The sequence below is a fragment of the Pseudonocardia sp. P1 genome, from assembly GCF_000178675.2.
In the GTDB taxonomy this organism is placed as follows: Bacteria; Actinomycetota; Actinomycetes; order Mycobacteriales; family Pseudonocardiaceae; genus Pseudonocardia.
In genome coordinates, this window is the sequence record NZ_ADUJ02000001.1 from 1,699,995 (window position 1) to 1,723,878 (window position 23,884).

The 23,884-nt window shown below is 70.9% G+C and carries 17 protein-coding genes and 3 rRNA genes; 8 read left to right on the forward strand and 12 right to left on the reverse strand.

Features of this window, described 5'->3' with window-relative positions:
• Positions 1-10 precede the first annotated feature (10 nt).
• Positions 11-883, reverse strand: coding sequence for a 4,5-DOPA dioxygenase extradiol (gene ygiD / locus PP1_RS07425; RefSeq protein ID WP_249265956.1), 873 nt, complete (start codon positions 881-883; stop codon positions 11-13).
• A 146-nt stretch (positions 884-1,029) separates the two neighbouring features.
• Here ygiD and PP1_RS07430 point away from each other — a divergent pair, with 146 nt between their 5' ends.
• Both PP1_RS07430 and PP1_RS07435 read left to right on the forward strand, forming a co-directional pair.
• Positions 1,030-1,881, forward strand: coding sequence for an excalibur calcium-binding domain-containing protein (locus tag PP1_RS07430; protein WP_075314082.1), 852 nt, complete (start codon positions 1,030-1,032; stop codon positions 1,879-1,881).
• A gap of 28 nt (positions 1,882-1,909) precedes the next feature.
• Positions 1,910-2,425 (forward strand): isochorismatase family protein, encoded by a 516-nt coding sequence (locus PP1_RS07435; protein WP_170918201.1) that lies wholly within the window; start codon positions 1,910-1,912, stop codon positions 2,423-2,425.
• Between the two features lie 33 nt (positions 2,426-2,458).
• Here PP1_RS07435 and PP1_RS07440 read toward each other — a convergent pair whose 3' ends face one another.
• A complete protein-coding gene (locus PP1_RS07440) occupies positions 2,459-5,950 on the reverse strand; it encodes an indolepyruvate ferredoxin oxidoreductase family protein (protein WP_010232065.1) in 3,492 nt (1,163 codons plus the stop codon).
• A 193-nt stretch (positions 5,951-6,143) separates the two neighbouring features.
• Here PP1_RS07440 and PP1_RS07445 point away from each other — a divergent pair, with 193 nt between their 5' ends.
• Genes PP1_RS07445 through PP1_RS07455 form a run of 3 tightly spaced genes read left to right on the forward strand, consistent with a single transcriptional unit; the run spans position 6,144 to position 8,611 of the window.
• Positions 6,144-6,590, forward strand: coding sequence for an Lrp/AsnC family transcriptional regulator (locus PP1_RS07445; RefSeq protein ID WP_010232063.1), 447 nt, complete (start codon positions 6,144-6,146; stop codon positions 6,588-6,590).
• Between the two features lie 57 nt (positions 6,591-6,647).
• Positions 6,648-7,877 carry a glycosyltransferase gene (locus PP1_RS07450; RefSeq protein WP_083697070.1) on the forward strand — a complete coding sequence of 410 codons (1,230 nt, stop codon included), beginning with the start codon at positions 6,648-6,650 and terminating at the stop codon, positions 7,875-7,877.
• Positions 7,874-8,611, forward strand: a complete 738-nt coding sequence (locus PP1_RS07455; RefSeq protein ID WP_139323823.1) for an alpha/beta fold hydrolase — start codon at positions 7,874-7,876, stop codon at positions 8,609-8,611. The genes PP1_RS07450 and PP1_RS07455 overlap by 4 nt, the downstream gene beginning before the upstream one ends.
• Before the next feature lie 2 nt (positions 8,612-8,613).
• Here PP1_RS07455 and PP1_RS07460 read toward each other — a convergent pair whose 3' ends face one another.
• The 10 genes from PP1_RS07460 to PP1_RS07505 all read right to left on the reverse strand — a co-directional run bounded on the left by PP1_RS07460 (position 8,614) and on the right by PP1_RS07505 (position 20,579).
• Entirely contained in the window at positions 8,614-9,111 is a 498-nt protein-coding gene (locus PP1_RS07460) for an Rv2732c family membrane protein (protein ID WP_010230943.1), read from the reverse strand.
• A gap of 124 nt (positions 9,112-9,235) precedes the next feature.
• On the reverse strand, positions 9,236-9,640 hold the full coding sequence (locus PP1_RS07465; protein ID WP_010230945.1) for a zf-HC2 domain-containing protein: 405 nt from the start codon (positions 9,638-9,640) through the stop codon (positions 9,236-9,238).
• Positions 9,641-9,693: 53 nt separating this feature from the next.
• Complete coding sequence (locus PP1_RS07470) at positions 9,694-10,341, reverse strand: GntR family transcriptional regulator (RefSeq protein WP_010230947.1); 648 nt, start codon at positions 10,339-10,341, stop codon at positions 9,694-9,696.
• Positions 10,342-10,773 carry a VOC family protein gene (locus PP1_RS07475; protein WP_010230949.1) on the reverse strand — a complete coding sequence of 144 codons (432 nt, stop codon included), beginning with the start codon at positions 10,771-10,773 and terminating at the stop codon, positions 10,342-10,344.
• Positions 10,774-11,775: 1,002 nt separating this feature from the next.
• Positions 11,776-12,045, reverse strand: coding sequence for a hypothetical protein (locus PP1_RS07480; RefSeq protein ID WP_157178965.1), 270 nt, complete (start codon positions 12,043-12,045; stop codon positions 11,776-11,778).
• A 616-nt stretch (positions 12,046-12,661) separates the two neighbouring features.
• Positions 12,662-12,778: ribosomal RNA gene (rrf, locus tag PP1_RS07485) — 5S ribosomal RNA — on the reverse strand.
• A 132-nt stretch (positions 12,779-12,910) separates the two neighbouring features.
• A 23S ribosomal RNA gene (locus PP1_RS07490) occupies positions 12,911-16,011 on the reverse strand.
• A 321-nt stretch (positions 16,012-16,332) separates the two neighbouring features.
• Positions 16,333-17,852, reverse strand: a 16S ribosomal RNA gene (locus PP1_RS07495).
• Together the 16S, 23S and 5S rRNA genes form the textbook arrangement of a ribosomal RNA operon.
• Positions 17,853-18,246: 394 nt before the next feature.
• Positions 18,247-19,395 (reverse strand): fatty acid desaturase family protein, encoded by a 1,149-nt coding sequence (locus PP1_RS07500; protein ID WP_010225294.1) that lies wholly within the window; start codon positions 19,393-19,395, stop codon positions 18,247-18,249.
• 38 nt (positions 19,396-19,433) lie between these two features.
• Positions 19,434-20,579 (reverse strand): ferredoxin reductase, encoded by a 1,146-nt coding sequence (locus PP1_RS07505; protein WP_010225296.1) that lies wholly within the window; start codon positions 20,577-20,579, stop codon positions 19,434-19,436.
• Between the two features lie 175 nt (positions 20,580-20,754).
• Between PP1_RS07505 and PP1_RS07510 the strand changes: the two genes are divergently transcribed.
• The 3 genes from PP1_RS07510 (at position 20,755) to PP1_RS07520 (ending at position 23,884) form a co-directional block, all read left to right on the forward strand.
• Positions 20,755-21,603, forward strand: coding sequence for a MerR family transcriptional regulator (locus PP1_RS07510; protein WP_010225299.1), 849 nt, complete (start codon positions 20,755-20,757; stop codon positions 21,601-21,603).
• 59 nt (positions 21,604-21,662) lie between these two features.
• Positions 21,663-23,555 carry a maleylacetate reductase and hydroxyquinol 1,2-dioxygenase domain-containing protein gene (locus PP1_RS07515; RefSeq protein WP_010225301.1) on the forward strand — a complete coding sequence of 631 codons (1,893 nt, stop codon included), beginning with the start codon at positions 21,663-21,665 and terminating at the stop codon, positions 23,553-23,555.
• A 71-nt stretch (positions 23,556-23,626) separates the two neighbouring features.
• Positions 23,627-23,884, forward strand: coding sequence for a hypothetical protein (locus PP1_RS07520; RefSeq protein ID WP_075300804.1), 258 nt, complete (start codon positions 23,627-23,629; stop codon positions 23,882-23,884).

A 23,884-nucleotide genomic window follows, 5' to 3' on the forward strand; every position in this document is an offset into this window, starting at 1 on the left:
GGGCGCGCGCTCAGATGCCCGACGACTCGGGCGGCGGCCCCTGCGGCGCGACGGCCGGGGCGCCGGCCAGGCCGCCCGCTCCCCCGGCCGCCGCCCGGTCCAGGCCGACCGTGTACGCCGTCATCGACAGCGAGCCGTAGGCGTAGCCGTCGACGAGCACCTCCGGGCGCTCGCCGCCGTCGGCCGAGGCGAGCCCGGCCAGGTACAGCGCCGGTATGAAGTGGTCCGGGGTCGGGACGGCGAGCCGGTAGTCGCGGTGTCGGTCGAGGGTCGCGAACTCGTCCGGGGTGCCGGTCATCAGCTCGCGGGCGGCCTCGTCGAACCGCTGTGCCCAGTCGAACCCGTCGTCCGGCCGGGAGAAGTCGACGCCGGCGAGGTTGTGCACCACGTTGCCGCTGGCGACGACCAGCACCCCCGAGCGGCGCAGGCGGGCGAGCTTCGCGCCGAGCTCCAGGTGGTACTCCAGCGGCTCGTTCGCGTTGATCGCCAGCTGCACGACCGGGATCGACGCGTCCGGGAAGGCGTGCACCAGCACCGACCAGGTGCCGTGGTCGATGCCCCAGCTGTCGGCGTCGGCCCCGACCCAGGTGGGCCGGACGATCTCGGCGATCTCCTCGTACAGCCCCGGCAGCCCGGGCGCCGGGTACTGGACGTCGAAGAGCTCCTGCGGGAAGCCGAAGAAGTCGTGGATGGTGCGCGGGCGCGGCATCGCGGTCACGGCGGTCGCGTTGATGTACCAGTGCGCGGAGATCACCAGGATCGCCCGCGGGCGGGGCACCGACGCACCGAACGCGCGCCAGGACTCGGTGTAGCGGTTCGTCTCCAGCGCGTTCATCGGGTTGCCGTGCCCGATGAACGCGGCCGGCATCACCTGCTCTGCCACGACGCCGAGCCTAGCCCGCGGAGCCGTCCTCATCAGTTCTGACGATGCCTGCTCCCACCGGGTTAACGCTTACTCCGCCACCGTCGACGAACCGGCCGTATCCGGCATCCGCCGGACCACGCTCCCTGTCCTCCCGGAGGAACCCCGTGTCCAAGGCCGGTCTGTTCGGCACCGTTCTCGTCGTCGCCGCCACCGTGTGCGCCTGTGGCGGCCCGGACGAGCCGACGATCACCGACGCCGCCTCCGCGGCCGGCCCCGCGGCCGCCGTCGCCCCCGCGGCGGCCCCGGCGACGACCTCGTCCCCCGCGGCGCCGGCGGGCACCGGCTCCGGCAGCGGGTCGACCGGCTACGGGACCGGCGCCGAGACCGTCGTCGTCACCTCGGTGACCGACGGCGACACGTTCCGCGTCGGCGACCGGCGGATCCGGGTGATCGGGATCGACTCCTGCGAGACCGGCACGACCGGGGGCCGCGACGCCACGGCGGCGGCCCGCCGGTGGCTGTCCGGCGCGACCGTCACCCTGACCCGGGAGCCGGGCGTCGACCTCGACCGGTACGGCCGCGAGGTGCGCTACGTCGGCACCGCGTCCGGCGACTTCGGCCGGCTGATGGTCCCGGCCACCCACACCGGCGTCTACCGGGGCGGGAACAACGCCTCGGCGTCGTACCTGGCCGGGCTGACCGCCCTCGACGCCGGCGGCCGCAGCTGCGGCGCCTCCACCGAGCCCGCCACCCGGCAGGCCGCCCCGACGACCGAGCGGAAGGCCGCGCTGCAGGCCGCCCCGCGCACCGAGGCACCGCGCACCGCCGCACCCCGCCCGGTCGCGCAGGCCCCGGCGACGAAGGCTCCCGCGGCGAAGGCCCCGGCGTCGTCCGGCGGGACCTACTACAAGAACTGCACGGCCGCACGCGCCGCGGGCGCCGCCCCCCTCTACCGCGGCCAGCCCGGGTACGCCGCCAAGCTCGACCGCGACAACGACGGCGTCGCCTGCGAGTGAGTCCCCGCGTTACGGTCGGTCCGTGCTGATGACCGCCGACGACGCCGTCCTGCTGCTGGTCGACCTCCAGGAACGCCTCGCCCCCGCGATCCACGACGGTGACGAGGTCGTCGCGCGGGCCGCGCGGCTCGCCGAGGGCGCGGGTCTGCTCGGTGTGCCGGTACTGGCCACCGAGCAGGTCCCGGACAAGCTCGGGCCCACCGTCGGACAGCTCTCCGGGTACCCGCACCTGGTGACGCCGAAGTCCCGGTTCGCCGCCGACGGGTCCGGGCTGCTCCCGCCCGGCCGCTCGGAGATCGTCGTGACCGGGATGGAGGCGCACGTCTGCGTGCTGCAGACGGTCCTGCAGCTGCTGGCCGACGGCCGGCGGGTGCTGGTCGCCGCCGACGCGACCGGCTCCCGGGACCCCCGCGACAAGTCCGTCGCGCTGGACCGGGCGCGGGCGGCCGGCGCGGAGGTCGTCACCTCGGAGATGGTGCTGTTCGAGTGGCTGCGCGACGCGACCCACCCCCGGTTCCGCGAGGTGCAGAAGCTGCTGAAGTAGCCCGCGCCCGACCGCGCCCGGCCCCGGCGGCACTCAACCGCGCAGGGCGGCCAGGCGCTCGGCGGCCGCGGCGCGGAAACGCTCCACGTTCGCGAGCTTGACGTCCTCGTAGCCCCGGACGATCGACGCCGTCTCCGCGACCGCGACGACCTCCTCCGCGGTGCCGGGGTCGAGCGCGTCCAGCGCCTCCCGGACCAGCGCCTGGTACTCCCCGATCAGCTCCCGCTCGACGCGGCGCACCCCGGCCAGGCCGAACACGTCCAGCGCCGTGCCGCGCAGCCGGCGCGCCGCGCGCAGCGCCCGGAACGCGGGCGCCGCGACCCGCCCGTCGAGCGCGATCTTGCGCTGCATGCCCAGCGCCCGCAGCACCGGCGGGTGCAGCATCACCGAGACCCGGGCGTCCGGGCCGTACTCGCTCGCGCGGCGCGCGACCTCGACCGGGTCGAGGTGCAGGCGGGCGACCTCGTACTCGTCCTTGTAGGCCATCAGCGTGTGCAGGCCGCGGGCGTAGGCCGCGGCGACCCGGGTGCCGGCGTCGTCGCCCGCCCGGACGCTCGCGATCGCGGCGACCCGGCGGACCTCCTCGGCGTAGCGGCGGGCGTACCCGGCGTCCTGGTAGCCGGTGAGGTCGGCGATCCGGGTGGCGAGCAGGTCCTCGAAGGACTCGTCGCCGGACGCGACGGAGCGGGCGAGCGCGCCGGACGTCTCGTCGACCGCGACCACGGCCGGTTCGGGCGCGACCAGCGCGGCGTGCACCGCGGCGGCGTCGATCGCAGCGGCCCGGCCCCAGCGGAACGCGGTGAGCGTGCGCTCGACCGCGGCGCCGTTCAGCCGGACCGCCTGCTCCAGGGCCTCGGCGGACACCGGCAGCACCCCGTGCTGGTAGGCGGCGCCGAGCAGCAGCATGTTCGCCGGGAGGTGGTCGTCGAACAGTGCCTCGGCGAGCGTCTGGGCGTCGACGGTCAGCAGGTCGCGGGTGACCCGTCCGATCCGCTCGACGGCGTCCTCGGTGGAGCCGGGGAGCACGACCCGGCCGGTGACCATGGCCGCGGTCGGCATCAGGGAGGTGGTGACGACGGCGACGGTGTGCCCGGGCCGCGCGACCGCGAGGGTGGCGTCGGTGGCCGTCCCGACGAGGTCCATCCCGATCAGGACGTCGGCGGTGCCGCGGGAGGCCCGCAGGATGCCGTCGACGGGCTGCTTGGAGATCCGCACGTCGGAGACGACGGGGCCGCCCTTCTGCGCGAGCCCGACCTGCTCCAGCCCGGCGGCGCAGAGGCCGTCGAGGTGGGCGGCCATCTGCAGGACCGCCGACGCGGTGACGACGCCGGTGCCGCCGATGCCCGGCATCCGGATCAGCGTGGAGTCGCCGGTGGTGCGCGGCTCCGGGTCGGTGAGGGTGACCGGCAGCGGCGGGATCCCGCGGCGGCGCGGGGTGCCGGGGGTGACCATCAGGAACGACGGGCAGTCGCCCTTCAGGCAGGACAGGTCGGAGTTGCAGGACGCCTGGTGGATGCGCGTCTTCCGGCCGAACCCGGTCTCGACCGGGAGCACCGACAGGCAGGTGCTCTTGTCGCCGCAGTCGCCGCAGCCCTCGCACACCCGTTCGTTGATCACGATCTTCTCCGCCGGGACGGGGAGCTTCCCGCGCTTGCGCAGGCGTCGCTCCTCGGCGGCGCAGCGGTCGTCGTGGATCAGGACGGTGACGCCGTCGACGGCGGCCAGCTCCCGCTCGACGCCGGGCAGGTCGTCGCGGTGGCGCACCGACGCGATCGGGTCGAGCGCGGTGCGCCGGTAGCGCTGCGGCTCGTCGGTGGTGACCACGATGCGGCGCACGCCCTCCAGCGCGAGCGAGCGGGTGATCTCGGGGACGCCCATCCGGCCCTCGGCGCGCTGACCGCCGGTCATGGCGACCGCGTCGTTGTAGAGCAGCTTGTAGGTCATCGTGACCCCGGCGGCGACGGCCGCCCGGATCGCGAGCGAGCCGGAGTGGTGGAAGGTCCCGTCGCCCAGGTTCTGCACCAGCGTGCGGTCGTCGGTGAAGGGGGCGAGCCCGAACCACTGGGCGCCCTCGCCGCCCATCTGGGTCAGCCCGACCTGGCGGCCGCGGTGCTCGCCGTCCAGCGCGATCATCGCGTGGCAGCCGATCCCGACGCCGACGAGCGTGTCGTCCGCGGTCCGGGTCGAGGTGTTGTGCGGGCAGCCGGAGCAGAAGTACGGGGTGCGGCTGCCGAGGTCGCCGGCCATCGGGACGGTGATCCGGGACGGCTTCGGCGGGGCGAGCCGGTCGAGGTGCGCGACGGCCCCGGCCGGGAGCGTCGCCCCGCACGCGGTGAGCCGCGCGGCGACGGCACGGGCGACGTCCTCGGCGGAGAGCTGGCCGCGGGCAGTGAGCAGCGGGCGCTCGCGGTCGTCGCGGCGGCCGGTGATCCGCGGCCGGTGGTCGCGGCCGTACAGGGCGTCGCGCAGGTGCCCCTCGAGGAACGGCACCTTGTCCTCGACGACGAGCACCTCGGACAGCCCCTCGACCAGGCCGGCGAGCGCGTCGCGGTCGATCGGGAACGGCATCGCGAGGCGGATCAGCCGGACGCCGAGCGCGTCGAGCTCGCCCTCACCGAGGCCGAGGTCGTCGAGGGCACGGAGCACGGTCGCGTAGCCGGTGCCGGAGGCGAGGATCCCCAGCCGGGACTCGCGGGCGTCGAAGGTGACGCGGTTGAGTCCGGTCTCGCGGGCGTACTGGCGGGCGAGGTCGAGACGCCGGGTGAGCTGGTCGTGCTCGGCGTCGACCGCGGCCGGGCCGACGAGCGCTCCGGCCTGCGCCCGGTCGGTCGCGGGCGGGAGCGGCACACCCAGCAGGTCCGGGTCGAGCGCTCCCAGCTCCACCGTGGACGACGCGTCGGCCACGTCGGCGATGATCTTCAGTCCGGTCCAGAGCCCGGTGGCCCGCGACAGCGCGACGGCGTGCAGGCCGAACTCGACCACCTCGGACACCGAGCCCGGCGCGAGCAGCGGCAGGCAGAGGCTCTGCGCGATCGGCTCGCAGGAGCTGGGCACGGTGGAGGACTTGCAGGACGGGTCGTCGCCGATGATCGCGACGGCACCGCCGAGCCGCGCGGTGCCGGCCAGGTTGCCGTGCCGGATCGCGTCGGCGGCCCGGTCGAGACCGGGGTTCTTGCCGTACCAGTACCCGACGACGCCGTCGTGCCGGGCGCCCGGGACGGCGTCGAGCATCTGGGTGCCGGCGACGGCGGTCGCGGCGAGCTCCTCGTTCAGCCCCGGCCGGAAGACGACGCCGGCCGCGTCGAGGTGGGTGCGCGCGCGGCCGAACTCGGTGTCCAGGCCGCCCAGCGGGGAGCCCTGGTAGCCGGAGACGAACGACGCGGTGTCGAACCCGCGCCCGGCGTCGAGCCGGGCCTGGGCGAGGGTGAGCCGGACGAGGGCCTGCACGCCGGTCATCGGCGCGCGGCCGCGGGTGGCGACGTACTTGTCGTCCAGGGTCACACCGACCTCGGTCGGACCGTTCATGCGTGGCTCCTCGTCGAGTCGGTGGTGGGGCGCGGACCGGGGTGCCCGGCCCGCGCGGCGCCCGGCACGGTGCGTACAGGACAACGTGACGCCGACCACCGGCGCAATGCAGTGCAGCAAGTTCGCCACGAAGACGCAACGGATACGCTTGTGCTGCCCGATAGACAGGACATCGTTGCGCCGGAGGCCCCCCGTGCCCGACAACCCCGAGGTCGACGACATCGACCACGCGCTGCTCCGGCTGCTCCACGAGGACGGCCGCCGCACCTTCGCCGACATGGCCGGCCGGGTCGGGCTGTCCACCGCGGCGACGAAGCGCCGGGTGGACCGGCTGCGCGAGACCGGGGTGATCACCGGCTTCACCGTGCAGGTCGACCACCGCAGGCTCGGCTGGCCGGTGGAGGCGTTCAGCGAGGTCCGCTACGCCGGTGCGACGAGCGTCGGCGACATCGTCGAGACGGCGTCCCGCCAGCCCGAGGTGCAGGCCGTCTACACCGTCGCCGGCGACCTCGACGCGCTCGTCCAGATGCGGGTCCGCGACCTCGACCACCTGCAGGAGGTGGTGGACCGGCTGCGGCGGACCGGGACCGTCACCGGTACCCGCACGCTGATGGTGCTCGGCCGGTGGACCCGGAGCTGACCGTTTGCATCCCGCAACCAACCGGATGATCATCGAGGGGTGCGAGTCGTCTGCAGCGTGACCGGGTCCCCCTCCCACGGCCGGGCGGTGCTGCCGTTCGCGCGGGCACTGGGCGCGGCCGGGCACGACGTCGTCGTCGCCTGCGCGCCGGACGTCGCGGGCGTGTTCGCCGACGCCCCGGTGCGGGTCGAGGCGGTGTTCGCGCCGATGACCGAGGCCGCCGAGCACCTGGGGCCGGTCCTCGCCGCGCTCGGTGACCCGTCGTCGCTGAGCACGACCGAGCTGACCCGGGCCATGCTGCCGACACTGTTCGCGGGCCCGCAGGTCACCGGCTCGGCGCGGGCGCTGCTGGAGGTGTGCGAGCGCGACGGCAAGCCCGACCTGGTGCTGCGCGACGGCGGTGAGACCGCCGGCCTGCTGGTGGCGGAGCACCTGGGTGTCCCGTGCGTGGCGGCGCCGTCGGGTGCGGGCAACGTGCTGACCCCGGAGATCGTCGCCGACGCCCTCGCCGAGCGCCGCCGCGACCTCGGGTTCGCGGCGCCCGCCGACCCGGCGGCCCTGCACCGCTGGGGCAGGCTGGACTGCATGCCGGCCGAGTTCTCGCTGGCCGCACCCGGGATCACGGCGCCGCTCGCGTTCCGGCAGGACGACCAGGTCGCCCGTGGCGAGACCCTGCCGGCCTGGATCGGCGAGCTCCCGGCCGGGCGCCCGCTGGTGCTGGCCGGCATCGGGACCGCGATGCCGATGATGGCCCGGCGCGGTGAGGACGCCGCCCGCGCCGGCGAGCCGCCGCCCCCTGGTCCGGTCGACCCGCACGTCGCGCTGCGCACGGTCGTCGACGCCGTGTCACGGCTCGACGCCGAGGTGGTGCTGTCCACGGGCGGGCTGCCGCTCGACGACGTCGACCTCCCGGACCACGTGCACCCGTCGCCCTGGGTGCCGCAGCCGTTGCTGCTGCAGTGCGCCGACCTGTTCCTCACCCACGGCGGCTACAACGGCATCCGGGAGGCCGTCCGGCACGGGGTGCCCCTCGCGGTGCTGCCGCAGTTCGGCGACCAGGAGCACAACGCCGAGCGGGTCGCCGCGCTCGGGATCGGCGCGCACTGCCCGCCCGACCCCGCGCGGGTCGCGGAGGCCTGCGCCGAGCTGCTCGGCGACCACGGTGCCCCGGTGCGCGCGCAGATGCGCCGCGCGCAGCGGGCGATGCTGGCGCTCCCCCAGGCCGACGCCGCGGTGTCCGACCTGGAGGACCTGGCCGAGGGCCGGCGCGCCACACTGGCCGGATGAGCGGGAGCGGACCCGGCCGGCCGGTGCCGGTCGTCGCGGTGCCGGGGACGCTGTGTTCCCCCGCCGTGTTCGACGCGCTGGCCGCGACCCTCGGCGACGGCTTCGACGTCGAGCCGGTCGACTGGCTGACCGGCTCCGGCCCGTGGACGGTGCCCGCCGTCGCGGACCGGATCGGGGACGCCGTCGCCGCGGCCGGGCGCGGCCCGGTCCTGCTGATCGGGCACTCGACCGGCGGAGCGGTCGCGCTGTGGCTGGCGACGGAGCGGCCGGAGCTGGTCGCCGGGCTCCTGGCCGTCGGGACCGGGGCGCACATGCGCGGGCACGGCGACGTCGACGCGATCATCGAGCGGGTCCGCACCGCGTGGGGCCCGGAGCTGCGGCAGGCCGTCCTGGACCGTTCGTTCGCGACGCCTCCCACGGCGGAGTTCGCGGCCGTCCTGCGCGACTACGCCGCGGGCGTGACACCGGAGGCCGTCGCCCAGGTGCTCGCGAGCCAGCGCGACCTCGATCTCGAACCGCGGCTCGCGGCGCTGACGATGCCGGTGACCGTCGTGCACGGACGGCACGACCCGACGCGGCCGGTGGAACGCGCGGCCGAGCTGGCCGCGGCGGTCGGCGACGGCGAGCTCGTCGTGCTCGGCACGGGCCACACCCCGGTGCACGAGTCGCCGGACCAGGTCGCCGCCGCGGTGCGGGCCCTCGCCGTCCGTGCGGGGCTGCGGACGGCCGGCTGAGGTCAGGCCGGTGGGGCTCCCGGCACGTGCGTGCCGGCGGCGACGACGATCCGGGCCCAGGTCGCGAACAGCACGCAGACGCCGAGCACGGTCACCACCAGCCCCGGGCCGATGTCGGCCTCCGGGCTCCCGGTCTGCCGTGCCCACACCGCCCACAGGCCGGTCAGCGCACCGATCCCGGTGCAGGTCGCCGCCGTCCAGGCCAGTGGCCAGAACCGGGTCAGGAGCGCGAGGACGGAGACGACCAGCCCGACGGCCGCGACCACGGTGAACAGCCGCGGCAGCGGACCCATCACGACGTGTCCGGCCAGGATCTGCCAGCCGTCGGCATGGACGGACCAGGGCATCAGCAGCGACGCCGAGATCGCGGCGACGGACGCGCCCGCGACGACGGCGGCGGGCCCGGGGTCGATCCAGCGCTCCACGCGCCAGGCGATCCGGGTGAGCTCGTCCTCCAGTTCGGGGCTCGTCGAGGCGTGGGGGGCAGGCTGCTCGCTCATGCGGTCCCTCCTGCTCCTCGCCGTGGCCCGCGCGCCGGACGGTGCGGGTCGTGCGCGACGCCTGCCAGGATGGCAGGCCCCGGCCGGTGCCGTCACGGGGGTGGTCCCCGGTCCGCGCCCGTGCTCAGGCGGCCTTCGTGCCGCACCGGCACGGAGCGCCGTCCTGGCAGCCGCAGCCGCAGCTGGCCAGGCAGCCGCACGCCGACCGCTCGGCACCGGGGACGACATCGGCGACGACGTCGCCGCCGCAGCAGCCCCCGGCCAGGCAGGTCAGGTCCGGCCGGGCCGACGGGACGGCCACGGTGTCGGGGTCGTCGACGCCGAGCGCCGACAGCACCGCGGCCGCGATGTCCGGTACCTCCTCCGCCGGGCGTACCCGGGTGAGGCGGGTGACGCGCTCGGCGCCGGCGGCGTACGTGCGACAGGCGGGACACCCGTCGAGGTGCACGTCGGCCGCCGCGCGCTCCTCGGGGGCGGCCTCGCCGTCGAGGGCGGCGGACACCACCTCGCGGCACAGCTGACAGTCCATACCGTCACTGTCGTACACGGGGGCCGTCGGGTTCCCGCCGACCCCTGTTCGGTCTAGAACTCGTTGCGACTCCCGCGCGGACCCAGGTCGTGGATGTGCGACGACAGCGCCTCCCGCAGTGCACCCGGGTCGCGGTCTTCCAGCAGGTCGAGCAGGTGATCGTGCTCGTCGGCGAGGCCGAGCATGTGCCCGGTGTCGGTCGGGACGCCCTGCCGGGCGAGCCGGACGAACGCACCGAGCTGCTCGAGGAGGAGCGACAGCGTGGGCATCCGGGCGAGCGCGGCGAGATCGCGGTGGAACTCCTCGTCGAGGGCGAGGAAGCCCTCGACGTCCCCGGTCGCGGCGACCCGCCGCTGGCGCAGGACGGCGACCCGCAGCGGATCGACCTCTCCCTCGGTGTGCACGGTGCACGCCTCGACCGCCGCGGCCCCCTCCAGCGCGACGCGCACCGTGGCGATCTCCCGCCGGTGCGCGTCGCTGCGGTGGCCGGACAGGTCGACGACCCGCATCTGACGACGACTGCCGGTGGTCAGCAACCCCTCGCTCTGCAGGCGGCGCAGCGCCTCCCGGACCGGTGTCCGGGAGGCGCCGAACGTCGCGGCGAGCTCGGCCTCGTCGAGAACGGAGCCCTGCGCGCGATGACCGGCGACGATCTCGTCGCGCAGCGCATCGTGGATCGCGCCGGCCTTGGTGCGGGACATCTACTTCGCGAAGATCTGGGACTCGTCGGCGAACGCCTTGAACTCCAGGTTGTTGCCGGCGGGGTCGGTCAGGAACATCGTCCACTGCTCCCCGGGCTCGCCCGCGAACCGCTGGTACGGCTCGATGACGAACGCGGTGCCCGCCGCGCGCAGGCGGTCCGCCAGCTCGTGGAACCCGGCCACCGGGAGCACCAGCCCGAAGTGCGGCACCGGGACGTCGTGCCCGTCGACCGGGTTGTGCGCGGGCGGGGTCGACCGCGGGGCGACGTGCGTGACGACCTGGTGGCCGTGGAAGTTCCAGTCGACCCAGATGTCCGACGACCGGCCCTCGGGCAGGCCCAGGACGTCGCCGTAGAACCGGCGGGCGGCCGCCAGGTCGTCGACCGGGATCGCGAGATGGAAGCAGGGACGGGTGGGAGTTGCGGTGCTCATGCGGACCTTCCTCGACGACGACGGGCCTCCGGATCGACCCACGCTCAAGTATACAAATCTCAGCTCTGCATACATCCCACTGTGCATGGGAGCACAGAACGGGCTGCGGGACGAGCAGGCGCCCACATCGGTGGTCGGCGTGCGGCGCGTCCCGGAACGCGGCCCCCGTCACGGGACGCGGTGCCGTCCACGGTCGACACAGGCCGTGCCGCGACCGCGCGGAACGCCGCGCCGGTCACGTTCCGCGGAACGCACTCGGGCACACGGCGCGCCGGACGCCATCCCGTGCACGGGGCCGCAGATCGGCAGAGAGCGCGGGTTCCGACGGACACGGCAGCGTGGGCGTTCATCGGGCATACGGCGCGAACGAACGACGGTGCTCGCAGAGCTGACGATGCGCGTTCCGCGGAACGCCGCTCGGTCCTCCCGTGCCTGTGACGCGATGGAGCGAGCGACGGGTCGTCACCTCGGAGCGCCGTGCACCGACGCGTTCCGCGGAACGCACTCCGCACCATCAGTCCTGCGCCGCGGATCACGGACCCAGCCGGACCCCGCGTTCCGCGGAACGCATCCCGTCGGGTCCGGCAGGCTGCCGGTTCGGGGGACCACCTCCGTCACCGCGGCTCCATTCCTGTGCAACGTCACCCACCCGGAACGTTCCGCGGAACGCGCACCGACACGTCGCAGCGACCCGGCGCGGCGGCCGAGGTGGTCCGCTCCGCTGCGTTCCGCGGAACGCACGCGGCTCCAGCGGCACGACGGGCGAGCCGGCCACCGATGTCAGGTGTCCGGGCCACGCACGCCCTCCGCTCGGGTGCCGACGGCGGTCCGTCCTCCTCACACCCGACCGGCCCCACCTGCGGGAACGGCGTACCGGGGACCCAGGGGTGCGCGTTCCGCGGAACGCGGACCACCGTCCGCGCGGGCCGACGGAGAGTCATGGGAGCCGCCCGCCACCGGGCCACCCCAGCCACCCGGAAAGCTCGTGCTCCGAGAACCGGTTCACTCCCTGCCCGAATTCCGGGGCACGCGGTCGTGGCGGCGTTCCGCGGAACGCACTACCACGCCGACCGCCACGACGAGAACGACGACCACGAGGGCCACGAGGGCCACGAGGGCCACGAGGGCCACGAGGGCCACGAGGGCCACGAGGGCCACGGGTACCTCGGCCAGCACGGCCGGCACGGCCGGCACGGCCGGCACGGCCGGCACAGCCACGATGGTCAGAACGGTGGAGCCGACCAAGAACGGTCGACGCCCGATCAGCCACATCTCCGCAACGACCCGTACGCACACGCGTTCACTGCGCGCGAGCCTGTGGCCGGCCCCGACCTGGCCCGCCCTCCGGTCGGGCGCCGAACACCCGTCCGGCCCCACAGGCAGCCGCCGGCGCCGCCTGTGTGAACGACCTGGGGGACGCCGTGCGGGCGCGTTCCGCGGAACGCGCCCCGACGGTCTGCGGGCCCCGGGAGAGCTGTCGGAGCCGCTCGCCACCGGGTCGGCACAAGGTCCGCGCCGGGTCGGCGCCCGCCGGTCGGGCAGGTCGCGCTCCGAGAACCCGTCCGCGTCCCGACCGCGTTCCGCGGAACGCGGCCCTGGCAACGTTGCGCCGACCTGGCGGCGTTCCGCGGACCTGGCGGCGTTCCGCGGTCCTGGCAGCGTTGCGCGGTCCCGGCGGTGTTCCCCGTCCTGGCGGCGTTCCGCGGACCTGGCGGCGTCCCGCGGAACGCACGACGACCGCAGACGACACACCCACCCGGCGTCGACGACACCCCAGGACCCGCGCCCCGGACCCACCGGACCGTCGGACCGCCACCAGAAAACCGGGCCTAGAACGCAGAAAATCCCCCGGACCGAAACGGTCCGAGGGATCCCCTGAAATGTTGAATGTCGGCGGCGACCTACTCTCCCACACCCTGTCGAGTGCAGTACCATCGGCGCAGGAAGGCTTAGCTACCGGGTTCGGAATGGGACCGGGCGTTCCCCTACCGCCATAACCACCGACAACACTATCCAATTACACCCCACACCCCCTCACACCCCACACCACGGTGAGACACAAGAAGACCCAGGAAACAGAGACCACACAACCAATGGTTGTGGACTCAGGGTCACACAGTGGATGCGAACAACATGTTGTGGCAAGCCCTCGGCCTATTAGTACCGGTCAACTCCACCCCTCACAAGGCTTCCATCTCCGGCCTATCAACCCAGTCATCTACTGGGAGCCTTACCCACTCAAGGTGGTGGGAGACCTCATCTTGGAACAGGCTTCCCGCTTAGATGCCTTCAGCGGTTATCCCTCCCGAACATAGCCAACCAGCCGTGCCCCTGGCGGGACAACTGGCACACCAGAGGTTCGTCCGTCCCGGTCCTCTCGTACTAGGGACAGCCTTCCTCAAGTCTCCAACGCGCGCGGCGGATAGGGACCGAACTGTCTCACGACGTTCTAAACCCAGCTCGCGTACCGCTTTAATGGGCGAACAGCCCAACCCTTGGGACCTACTCCAGCCCCAGGATGCGACGAGCCGACATCGAGGTGCCAAACCATGCCGTCGATATGGACTCTTGGGCAAGATCAGCCTGTTATCCCCGGGGTACCTTTTATCCGTTGAGCGACACCCCTTCCACCAGGAGGTGCCGGATCACTAGTCCCGACTTTCGTCCCTGCTCGACCCGTCAGTCTCACAGTCAAGCTCCCTTGTGCACTTACACTCAACACCTGATTGCCAACCAGGCTGAGGGAACCTTTGGGCGCCTCCGTTACTCTTTAGGAGGCAACCGCCCCAGTTAAACTACCCACCAGGCACTGTCCCTGAACCAGATCATGGCCCGAGGTTCAGACACCCAATTCGACCAGAGTGGTATTTCAACAACGACTCCACCGCCACTAGCGTGACGACTTCACAGTCTCCCACCTATCCTACACAAGCCGAACCGAGCATCAATACCAAGCTATAGTAAAGGTCCCGGGGTCTTTCCGTCCTGCCGCGCGTAACGAGCATCTTTACTCGTAATGCAATTTCGCCGAGTCTGTGGTCGAGACAGCGCCCAAGTCGTTACGCCATTCGTGCAGGTCGGAACTTACCCGACAAGGAATTTCGCTACCTTAGGATGGTTATAGTTACCACCGCCGTTTACTGGCGCTTAAATTCTCCGCTTCGCCCCCAAAGGAGCTAACAGGTCCTCTTAACGTTCCAGCACCGGGCAGGCGTCAGTCCGTATACATCGTCTTGCGACTTCGCACGGACCTGTGTTTTTAGTAAACAGTCGCTTGGGCCTGGTCTCTGCGACCACCCACCCCTAGCCCGCGAAGGGGCTTCAAGGCAGATGGCCCTCCTTCTCCCGAAGTTACGGAGGTATTTTGCCGAATTCCTTAACCACAGTTCGCTCGATCGCCTCGGTATTCTCTACCTGACCACCTGTGTCGGTTTGGGGTACGGGCCGCAACAGCACTCGCTAGAGGCTTTTCTCGACAGCATGGGATCACCCTCTTCGCCTCAATCGGCTACGCATCACCTCTCACCCTTGATGAGCCCCGGATTTACCTAGGACTCGGGCTACAGGCTTACACCACGACAACCACCGCGTGGCGGAGCTACCCTCCTGCGTCACCCCATCACTTGCCTACTACCGGATCGGATCCCACGCTCCCCCACAAACAACACTCCCGAAGGAGCGAAGGTGGGTTCGGATGGTTAGCATCACCGGCCCCGGCATGGACGCACTATCACGAGCACGGGAATATCAACCCGTTGTCCATCGACTACGCCTGACGGCCTCGCCTTAGGTCCCGGCTCACCCTGGGCGGAACAACCTGGCCCAGGAACCCTTGGTCATCCGGCGGCAGAGATTCTCACTCTGCATTCGCTACTCATGCCTGCATTCTCACTCCCACACCCTCCACCCGTAAATCACTCCCGGGCTTCACCAGATGCAGGACGCTCCCCTACCCAACAACACAACAGTGTCATTGCCACGGCTTCGGCGGTGCGCTTGAGCCCCGCTACATTGTCGGCGCAGGACCACTTGACCAGTGAGCTATTACGCACTCTTTCAAGGGTGGCTGCTTCTAAGCCAACCTCCTGGTTGTCCGGGCGATCCCACATCCTTTCCCACTTAGCGCACGCTTAGGGGCCTTAGCCGGTGATCTGGGCTGTTTCCCTCTCGACCACGAAGCTTATCCCCCGCAGTCTCACTGCCGCGCTCTCACTCACCGGCATTCGGAGTTTGGCTGACTTCGGTAAGCTTGTCGGCCCCCTAGGCCATCCAGTGCTCTACCTCCGATGAGAAACACACGACGCTGCACCTAAATGCATTTCGGGGAGAACCAGCTATCACGAAGTTTGATTGGCCTTTCACCCCTACCCACAGCTCATCCCCCAGGTTTTCAACCCTGGTGGGTTCGGGCCTCCACGACGTCTTACCGACGCTTCACCCTGGCCATGGGTAGATCACTCCGCTTCGGGTCTACACCCCGCGACTCCACCGCCCTATTCGGACTCGCTTTCGCTACGGCTACCCCACAACGGGTTAACCTCGCCACGAAGCATAACTCGCAGGCTCATTCTTCAAAAGGCACGCCATCACCCTGCAGCACAAGACTGCTCCAGGCTCTGACGGCTTGTAAGCACACGGTTTCAGGTACTATTTCACTCCCCTCCCGGGGTACTTTTCACCTTTCCCTCACGGTACTAGTCCGCTATCGGTCACCAGGTAGTATTTAGGCTTGACGGGTGGTCCCGCCAGATTCACAGCAAATTCCACGAGCTCGCTGCTACTCGAGAACAATGCCCACGACCAGACTCATGCTTTCGCGTACGGGGCTCTCACCCACTACGGCCGACCATCCCAGAGTCGTTCCGCTAACACAAACACTGGACCGTCCCATCCTCGGCAGAAGATGAACAGCACGTCTCACAACCCCGCATCCGCAACACCTGCCGGCTTGACACGGACACGGTTTAGCCTCTTCCGCTTTCGCTCGCCACTACTCACGGAATCACTGTTGTTTTCTCTTCCTGTGGGTACTGAGATGTTTCACTTCCCCACGTTCCCTCCACGCACCCTATGAATTCAGGTACGGGTAACACCCCATGACGGGTGCTGGGTTTCCCCATTCGGACACCCTCGGATCACAGTTCGGTTGACAACTCCCCGAGGACTATCGCGGCCTCCCACGTCCTTCATCGGCTCCTGATGCCCAGGCATCCACCATGTGCTCTTAACAACTTGACCACAACAAGATGCTCGCATCCACTATGCAACACTCAACCCACAACCACACAAGACCCCAGGCAACCACCACCCCCAACCAGAAGGCGTTAGGACAACCCAGAACCCACGCGGCCAAAGACAACACCCACCAAACCGGTGTCCCCTCAGGACCCAACAGTGTGCCGAACCACAGCCTGACGTTCATTGCGTTCCACCCAGTCACACCCGACCCACACTCGGGGCCGACAGTGCGATCTCAGTTAAGGAACCAACACATCCCCAACATTTCAGAAGAAACGAAAGAAACGAGCCGGTGCCCCACCACATGGTGAGACTCCTTAGAAAGGAGGTGATCCAGCCGCACCTTCCGGTACGGCTACCTTGTTACGACTTCGTCCCAATCGCCAGTCCCACCTTCGACGACTCCCTCCACAAGGGTTGGGCCGCCGGCTTCGGGTGTTACCAACTTTCGTGACGTGACGGGCGGTGTGTACAAGGCCCGGGAACGTATTCACCGCAGCGTTGCTGATCTGCGATTACTAGCGACTCCAACTTCACGGGGTCGAGTTGCAGACCCCGATCCGAACTGAGACTCACTTTAAGGGATTCGCTCCACCTCACGGTCTCGCAGCCCTCTGTATGAGCCATTGTAGCATGTGTGAAGCCCTGGACATAAGGGGCATGATGACTTGACGTCATCCCCACCTTCCTCCGAGTTGACCCCGGCAGTCTCCCATGAGTCCCCACCACTACGTGCTGGCAACATGGAATAAGGGTTGCGCTCGTTGCGGGACTTAACCCAACATCTCACGACACGAGCTGACGACAGCCATGCACCACCTGCACACAGGCCACAAGGGAAACGACATCTCTGCCGCGATCCTGTGCATGTCAAACCCAGGTAAGGTTCTTCGCGTTGCATCGAATTAATCCACATGCTCCGCCGCTTGTGCGGGCCCCCGTCAATTCCTTTGAGTTTTAGCCTTGCGGCCGTACTCCCCAGGCGGGGCGCTTAATGCGTTAGCTGCGGCGCAGAAACCGTGGAATGGTCCCCACACCTAGCGCCCAACGTTTACGGCGTGGACTACCAGGGTATCTAATCCTGTTCGCTCCCCACGCTTTCGCTCCTCAGCGTCAGTATCGGCCCAGAGACCCGCCTTCGCCACCGGTGTTCCTCCTGATATCTGCGCATTTCACCGCTACACCAGGAATTCCAGTCTCCCCTGCCGAACTCAAGTGATGCCCGTATCGACCGCACGCTCAGAGTTAAGCCCCAAGTTTTCACGGCCGACGCGACACACCGCCTACGAGCTCTTTACGCCCAATAATTCCGGACAACGCTCGCACCCTACGTGTTACCGCGGCTGCTGGCACGTAGTTGGCCGGTGCTTCTTCTCCAGGTACCGTCACAAAAGCTTCGTCCCTGGCGAAAGAGGTTTACAACCCGAAGGCCGTCATCCCCCACGCGGCGTCGCTGCGTCAGGCTTCCGCCCATTGCGCAATATTCCCCACTGCTGCCTCCCGTAGGAGTCTGGGCCGTGTCTCAGTCCCAGTGTGGCCGGTCGCCCTCTCAGGCCGGCTACCCGTCACCGCCTTGGTAGGCCATCACCCCACCAACAAGCTGATAGGCCGCGGGCCCATCCCCCACCGAAAAAACTTTCCACCACCCAACATGCGTTGAGAGGTCCTATCCGGTATTAGACCCAGTTTCCCGGGCTTATCCCAGAGTGGAGGGCAGGTCACCCACGTGTTACTCACCCGTTCGCCGCTCGTGTACCCCCGAAAGGGCCTTACCGCTCGACTTGCATGTGTTAAGCACGCCGCCAGCGTTCGTCCTGAGCCAGGATCAAACTCTCCAACAAAAACCCTGACTTACAAACAACTGGCCCACCAGCACGACGGGGTCGCACCGGCAGCCAAACAAACAATCTGGCACAAAAACGCCAAACCAAAAAATAGCTCGACACACTGTTGAGTTCTCAAAAGACACCCGCACCACCATCACCGATCTCCCGACCGGATCCAGAAGGCGGATCGCCTTGACCCCACCACCGTAAACCCACAACAAACTCGAAGGCCGACTGGGGGGTCGTAGTGGCCAGCGGGCCTGTTGACCGGGCCTCCAGGGCCCGTTCTGTCCGGCTCACTCGCTGACAGAGAGAAAGTTACAGGACCGTCCGAGGTGCCTGAACAGGGGGGGGTCGGTTACCGACGTTCCCGCAGGTCGGGCCGCGATTTCCCGGGTGCGGGCGGTGGTCAGGCCGCCTCGGTGCGCGCGGGCCTGCGGCGCAGACCCCGTCGTTCCCGGCGGTGCTCCCGCTCCCGGATCCCCCGCGCCGGCAGGGAGAGCCGCCAGATCGACCGGGTCGCCTGCCAGAACTGCCGGGGGAACGGACCCGTCGTGTAGGGCAGGTCGTACTTGTCGCAGACCTCCCGCACCGTCACGGCGATCTCCGGGTACCGGTTCGACGGCAGGTTCGGGAAGAGGTGGTGCTCGATCTGGTAGCCGAGGCTGCCCGACATCACGTGCATCAGGCGGTTGCCGCCGAAGTTCGCCGACCCGAGCAGCTGGCGCAGGTACCACTCGCCACGCGTCTCGTCGTCGAGCTCCTCCTCGGTGAACACCTCGGCACCGTCCGGGAAGTGCCCGCAGAAGATGATCGCGTAGGACCAGACGTTGCGGACCACGTTGGCCGTGGCGTTCGCGGCGAGTGTCGGGACGAACGCACGGCCTGTCAGCAGCGGGAACAGCACGTAGTCCTTGCGCATCTGCCGGGCGTGCTTGCGGCCCACGTCGCGCAGCTTGCGCCGGAACTCCGCGGGATCGTCCACGCTGAGCTTCAGCAGGCCCTCGACGTCGAGGTCGTGCAGCGAGACGCCGTGCTCGAAGAGCAGCATCAGCAGCACGTTCCACACGGGCTGGCCGAGGTAGACCGGGTGCCAGGGCTGGTCGGCGCGGACCCGGAGGATCTCGTAGCCGACGTCCTTGTCCTTGCCGATCACGTTCGTATACGTGTGGTGCAGGTAGTTGTGGGAGTGCCGCCACTGCTCGGCCGGGCACACGTTGTCCCACTCCCACGTCGACGAGTGGATCTCCGGATCGTTCATCCAGTCCCACTGGCCGTGCATGACGTTGTGCCCGATCTCCATGTTCTCGAGGATCTTGGCGACCGAGAGCATGGCGGTGCCGGCGGCCCACAGGGCGGGGACCCGGCTGCCGAACAGGGTGGCCCGGGCGGCGACGGTGAGCCGGCGCTGCCAGGTGATCAGACTGCGGATGTAGTCCGCGTCGGACTGGCCGCGCCGTTCCTCGACGTCGGCGCGGATCGCGTCGAACTCGCGTCCGATCGCCTCGACGTCGGCGTCGGTCAGGTGGGCGAACTCCTTGACGTCCGAGATGGCCACGGTGGGCTCCCTCCGGGGTCGGGTCGGTCGTGCGGGTCTCAGATCTCGAGGACGCAGTCGCCGGCGGCGGCCGTGACGCAGGTCTGCACCTTCTCCGCGGGGGTGTCGGGGTCGGCGCGGTGCTCGCTGCCGTCACGCAGGTCGCGGACGGTCCCCGACCGCAGGCCGACGACGCAGGTGTGACAGATGCCCATCCGGCAGCCGTAGGGCAGATCCAGGTCCGCCGACTCGCCGGCCTCCAGCAGGGTCGTCGCGCCGTCGATCTCCACGGTGGCGGCGACGTCGCCGTCGTCCGGGGTGGACGTCCCCGCGACGGCCGAGCCCCGGCGCGCGAACGTCACCGTGCCGCCCTCGGCCTCTCCCCCGCGCAGCGCCGCGGAGAACCGCTCGACGTGCAGCCGGTCGTCGCACCCGGCCGACGACCAGAGCTCCTCCGCCTCGTCGAGCATCGCCGACGGTCCGCACGCCCAGGTGCTGCGCTCGGACCAGTCCGGGCAGTAGCGCGCGAGGTCGTCGGGCGTGAGCCTGCCGCGCTCGCCGGTGAGGTGCCGGTGCAGCCGCAGCGACGGGTGCCGCTGCGCCAGCCGCTCGAGCTCGGCGGCGAAGATGACGTCCCCGCTGCGGGGTGCCGAGTGCACGACGACGGTGTCGGGCACGGTGCCGCGCCGGTCCAGGGTGCGCAGCATCGCCATGATCGGCGTGATCCCGCTTCCCGCGGTCAGGAACAGCAGCCGCGACGGCGGCGGGTCGGGCAGGACGAACTCGCCCCGCGGCAGCGCGAGACGCACGATCGTGCCCGGCCCGACGCCGTCGACCAGGTGTTTCGACAAGAAGCCCTCGGGCATCGCCTTCACCGTGACCGAGATGTGCCTGCGGTCGCGCCGCGGCTCGGAGGTGAGCGAGTACGACCGCCAGTGGAACCGGCCCTCGACCTGGACGCCGATGCCGACGTACTGGCCCGCCCGGTGGCCGAACGACCAGCCGAGCCCCGGCCGGATCACCAGCGTGGCGGCGTCGGACGTCTCCCGGACGATCTTCACGACCCGGCCGCGCAGCTCCCGCGCCGACCAGAGCGGGTTGAGCAGGAGGAGGTAGTCGTCGGGCAGCAGGGGCGTGGTGAAGCGGGCCGCGGCCCGGCGTGCCCGCCGGAGTCCGCGGGGCAGCGCGGTACCGGTGTCGCTCATGGCCGACCTCCCCGTCGTGGCTGCCGACCATCGGACCGGATCGCGGGCGATCCGGCAACTTGGAACCGTCACGACCGTGTGAGCTGCACCGATACCGCCCTGACGTATCGACCGAGAACGTTACATAGGATCACCGGCAGGCGGTGTCACGATCGTCGTCACTAGCATCGCGGCGGTGGCGGACTATCCGATCGAGGAGCTGGCCCACCGGGCCGGGATGAGCGTGCGCAACGTCCGCACCTACGTCTCACGCGGGCTGCTCCCGCCCGCACGGATGGCCGGACGTGCCGCCCGCTACACCGACGAGCACCTCGACCGGCTCGATCTCGTCAACGGCCTGCGCCGTCGCGGGTTCACCCTGGGTGCCATCGAGGTGCTGGTGCGCCAGGACCCGGACCGCGCGGCCGAGGACGCGTTGCGGCTCTACCGCGGCATGCTCGCCCCGTGGCGTCCCGAGGAGCCCGTCGAGATCGACGAGGACGCCCTCGCCGGCTGGATGGGCCTGCCACCGGAGGCCCTGGAAGCCCTCCGGGGCGACCCCGGGGACGCCGGGCCCGGGACGGCGGGGCCGGGGGTCACGACGGCACGGCTGCGCGAGGCCGGGCTGGTCGAGCCGGCCGGTCCCGGCAGGATCCGGATCCTGCGGCCGGACCTGGTGCGGGCCGGCGGGGACGCGGTCCGTCTGGGCATCCCGCTCGAGGCCGTCCTGACCCTGCGCGAACACCTCGACGAGCACACCGGGCGCATCGCGGAGCTGTTCGTCGAGCTGTTCGCCGAGCAGGTCTGGGCCGGTTACGTCCGCGACGGGCTGCCCGCGGAGGGCGTGCCACGGATCCAGACCGTGGTCGAGGGCCTGCAACCGGTCGCGACGACGGCGCTGCTCAGCTCGTTCCGGGCCCGGATGCAGTCCACGATGGACGCCTTCATCGAACGGATCTCCGGCGAGATCAGCGAGAGCGCCGCCGCCGACGCGGCCCGCCTGCTCGGGCCCCGCGGCACCGAGCGCCGCCTGGACGATCGTTGACCTCTCAACCATACTGACGGGCGCACGACCGGATCGCCGACGCCCCGGAGGTATCCCGCATGTCCCTCGTCCACGAACCGGCCCCCACCCGCGTGCTGTTCGGGACGGGCACCCTCGGGACCGTCCGCGACGAGGTGGAGCGGCTCGGCCGGTCCCGCGTGTTCCTCGTCGCCGGGCGCAGCCCGTCCGGTGCCGGTGAGCGGGTCGCCGACGTGCTCGGGCCGCTGCTGGCCGGCCGGTCGCCGCGGGCCGTCGTCCACACGCCGGCGGAGGTCACCGCGGAGGCCCTCGCCGCGTTCCGGGAGGCCGGGGCCGACTGCGTCGTGGCCGTCGGCGGCGGGTCGGCGATCGGGCTGTCCAAGGCGATCGCCGTGCGGACCGGGGCCGACCAGGTGGTGCTGCCGTCGACCTACTCGGGCTCGGAGTGCACCGCGGTGCTCGGCGAGACCGAGGGCGGCGTCAAGACCACCCGGACCGACGAGGCGATCCGTCCGGAGACCGTCGTCTACGACACCGACCTGGTCCGCGACCTGCCCGCCGCGGTCGCGGTGCCGAGCGCGGTGAACGCCCTCGCGCACGCCGTGGAGGCGCTCTACGGGGCGGGCGCGACCCCGCTCACCGACGCCGTCGCGGTCGAGGCGGTGCGCGTGCTCGTCACCGGCCTGCGGTCCGGGGATCCCGAGCAGTTGCTGCGCGGTGCGTGGCTGGCCGGGACCTGCCTGGGCCGGGTCGGGATGGGGGTGCAGCACAAGCTCGCGCACACCCTCGGCGGGACGCTGGACCTGCCGCACGCGCCCACCCACACCGTCCTGCTGCCGCACGTGATCGCCCTCAACGCGGCCGCGCTCCCCCGGCTCGGCGAGGTGCTCGGCACCGCGGACCCGGCCGGTGCGGTGCACGACCTCGTGGTCTCCGCGGGCGGGCCGACAGCGCTGCGGGACCTCGGCGTCACCGAGGCCGGCCTGGACCGCGTCGCCGACCTCGCGGTGCAGCGGCCCTACCCGAACCCGGTGCCGCTCACCCGGGACGGGATCCGGGACCTGCTCGGACGGGCGTGGGCCGGTGCCCGGCCGGTCCCGCAGGAGCCCGCCGACCCGGTCGCCGGCCCGCTCGACCGGCTGACCGCCCAGGTCGTCGACTCGTTCCGGGCCGGCGACCCGCGGCTGCGCGAGCTCCTCACCGGACTCGTCCGCGCGCTGCACGGCTACGCCCGCACCCACGAGCTCACCCAGGCCGAGTGGCAGGCCGCGATCGACTTCCTCACCGCCACCGGGCACGCCACCGACGAGCGGCGGCAGGAGTTCGTGCTGCTCTCGGACACCCTCGGGCTGTCCAGCGTGGTCGACGTGCTGACCCACTCGCGGACGCCGGACACGACGTCGTCCGCGGTGCTCGGGCCGTTCTACACCGAGGGACCACCGGAGCTCGCCCAGGGCGCCGACGTCTCGGCGGGGAAGAAGGGCACCCCGCTGTGGGTCGACGTCGCCGTGACCGGGACCGACGACCGGCCGGTCCCGGGGGCCGTGGTCGACGTCTGGCAGTCCGACGAGGACGGCTTCTACGACCTGCAGCTGCCCGAGGAGGACGGACCGGTGCTGCGCGGCCGGTTCCGCACCGGCGACGACGGACGGCTGCGGTTCCGCTCGATCCTGCCCGCCGCGTACCCGATCCCGGCCGACGGGCCGGTCGGCTCCATGCTCGACGCGACCGGGCGGCACCCCTTCCGGGCGCCGCACCTGCACTTCCTCATCACGGCCGACGGGTACCGGGAGCTGATCACCCAGCTGTTCGTCGCCGGCGGGGCGCACCTGGACTCCGACGCCGTCTTCGGGGTGAAGGAGGACCTGATCGTCGACTTCGTACCGCGGACCGGTGCGATGCCCGACGGGACCGTCCCGGACGGCGGATGGCGGCAGCTCACCTTCACCTTCCGGATCTCCCGCGACGACTGATCGGCCCAGTCCCTGCCCGATTCCGGGCAGGATCGTGGCACTCCGGGCCCGTGGCGGGGAGGATCACCGCCGTGGATCCGGATCTCGTGCGCCACGTGGCCGCCACCACCGGACTCGGGGAACCCGTCGCGGCCCGTGTGGTCGCCGACGTCGTCGCCCACTTCGGGGAGACGACCGAGGAGTTCGTCCGGCGGCGGCACCGCGAGCTGCAGTCCCGGGACCGGCGCAACGACGAGATCTGGCCGCACATCGCCGCCGAGCTCGCCGCCCGCGTCGTCGCGCCCGGCGAGATCTCGCAGCGCCGGCTGCGCCGGATCGTCTACGGCTGA